This is a genomic window from Microcoleus sp. B7-D4, from assembly GCF_036705125.1.
Taxonomy (GTDB): Bacteria; Cyanobacteriota; Cyanobacteriia; order Cyanobacteriales; family Microcoleaceae; genus Microcoleus.
On sequence record NZ_JAUBTT010000003.1, the window covers coordinates 162498 to 165082 of the forward strand.

1 protein-coding gene is annotated in these 2585 nt (G+C 50.8%); it reads left to right on the top strand.

Annotated elements, in window-relative coordinates:
* Positions 1–894 precede the first annotated feature (894 nt).
* Complete coding sequence (locus QUB12_RS02045) at positions 895–2361, top strand: DEAD/DEAH box helicase (RefSeq protein ID WP_333109100.1); 1467 nt, start codon at positions 895–897, stop codon at positions 2359–2361.
* The last annotated feature ends 224 nt before the right edge of the window (positions 2362–2585 follow it).

A 2585-nucleotide genomic window follows, 5' to 3' on the forward strand; every position in this document is an offset into this window, starting at 1 on the left:
GATTTTAGATTGACTGCACAGACTGATCTGGGAGCTCGATCTTTTGTCTAAAATTGTGGGATCGACCCTCATGAGTTCACGTGGCACTGTATCCGGTGCTAGGCGGGGTCAAGTGTAAGTGTTGCTGGAACTGTCGCCTGAGACGGTGTGGCGAACAAAAACCAGACACCAGCCAAAAATGATTAGCGGATTGTGCAGCAAAAGTAACGGTTTGTACAATATTGTGCAAAGATAGGTAGCAAAGGGTTCTAAACTTTTTTAGCCCCTATCTGGCAATCGACGCTCCCCCTCGGGGTGCGGTTATCTCTACAGAACGATCGGAAAATTTTAACGAATTTAATGTTTTGTTTCTGAATGTAAAGAGTTATGATAGTAACAAGCCAGAAATAAGCGGGGAGAATTTGAGATTGCTTCGCCGTCCGCCCTACACCACAACGGTATCCCGAAAGAGTGTTGAGATGGATAGGCGGTAACGGTCGCTGCATCCCCTGCTCAATCCCGCAGGCGACGGATTGCGGGATAGCGCCTGAACCAACAAACCTATTACTACTATGTTGTAGTGAAGTGGGGCTGGCATGATCCTCACTATAAAATGCCTAAGAGGGAAAGCTTGCAAGTACCTCAAAGGAAGTCCAATGTCCTATTTTAAGAATGTTGGAAGCCCATAAGCCGACCGCTGGCGGTTGGTATCGGTGATGTCACAAAATCAAAGACGGCTGTCGAATTGGTAAATTTAGTCACCATCGACGGAGCTGCCCTATACTCGATTGCTATTTAAGAAGGTGCGCGCAGGCGCAGCACCATAAAGAACTCTTATGAGTTCCTGCCGCCGAGCAGAAATCCGCATCCGAGTTGGGCAACTTAGAAGGCTAAGACTCGTTATTAGGAGCATTAATGAATTTATTGTTTGAAGGCTTAGGTCTTTCGGAAGAACTCGTTCTCCATCTGGAAACACTAGGCTTTACAGAACCTACTCCCATCCAAGTACAAGCAATTCCGCACCTGTTAGCAGGTCGCGACGTTGTGGGTCAAGCCCAAACAGGGACAGGCAAAACGGCAGCATTCTCGTTGCCCATCTTGGAGCGGATTGATTTAGATGTAACTGCGGTGCAAGCACTGGTGCTGACGCCGACTCGCGAATTGGCGATGCAAGTAACTGAAGCCATCCGCGATTTGAGCGGCATCAGCAGCGACGGCCCGGTAAAAGTGGGTCGCTCTCTGCAAGTTCTGACAGTGTACGGCGGTCAATCGATCGATCGTCAAATGCAGCGTTTGAAGCGCGGCGTTCACGTCGTTGTCGGTACACCCGGACGCATATTGGATATGCTCAGCCGCGGCAGCCTGAAACTAGACAAGGTAAAATGGCTGGTTTTGGATGAAGCTGACGAAATGCTGAGCATGGGCTTTATTCAAGATGTGGAAAAAATCTTGGATGCAGCACCACAAGAACGTCAAACGGCATTTTTCTCGGCGACGATGGAACCTTCCATTCGGAAACTGGTGGCGCGGCATTTGCGTAACCCAGTCAACGTCACCGTAGAACAGCCAAAAGCAACGCCAAAGCGCATCAGCCAAGGCGTGTACATGATTCCCCGTGGCTGGTCGAAGGCAAGAGCTCTACAGCCAATCCTAGAAATGGAAGACCCGGAATCTGCACTGATATTTGTGCGGACTCGGCAGTCGGCTGCAGAACTCACCAGCCAACTGCAAGCAGCAGGTCACAGCGTTGATGAGTATCACGGTAATTTGAATCAGGCACAGCGGGAACGCTTGCTGCATCGGTTCCGCCAATGTCAGGTGCGCTGGGTAGTGGCGACTGATATTGCGGCACGGGGTTTGGACGTGGATCACTTGACTCACGTTATTAACTACGATTTGCCCGACAGTGTGGAAAGCTACGTTCACCGGATCGGACGCACGGGCCGGGCTGGTCGCGAAGGAACGGCGATTACGCTGATTCAACCGGTCGATCGCCGCAAACTGCGCTTGATTGAACGCCACGTGCGATCGAGCTTGACGGTGCGAAACATTCCGACACGGGCGCAAATTGAAGCTCGTCAGTTGGAAAAGATGCAGGGTAAAGTTCGCGAAGCTTTGGCTGGCGAACGGATGGCATCTTTCTTGCCTCTGGTGTCTCAGTTATCCGAGGAGTACGACTCCCACGCGATCGCCGCTGCTGCTTTGCAAATGGCTTTCGATCAAAGCCGTCCTGCTTGGATGGGCGCTGATTACGCTCAACAAGAAGATCCCCCGATTGGTGGAGAAAACAGCGTCAAGCCTATCTTGATCAAAAAGCGGGCTAAGACTGGTGAGGCGACTTTTTCTGGAGCACCGAGTGCTCCTGTTCCCCAGAACCGCTAATTGGTAGGGTGCACTCGGTGCACCTTATTTAGAATTACTGTAGAGATGCGATCGATCGCACCTCTACTTTTTTTTATGGGTGCGATCCCAAATCCGAGCTCCCTCGCCGGTTGAAACCGCGAACAAACTTTCGTCCACTCCTAGCGGACTGAGAATTGGATAAGGAATGAGAATTAAATAACTTCCACAAGTTTGTGGGATGGGCGTCCCGCCCGTCCTTTTTG

Bases quoted from the DNA above. Each gene is read 5' to 3' on its own strand.
- QUB12_RS02045 (WP_333109100.1), top strand. From the start codon at position 895: ATGAATTTATTGTTTGAAGGCTTAGGTCTTTCGGAAGAACTCGTTCTC.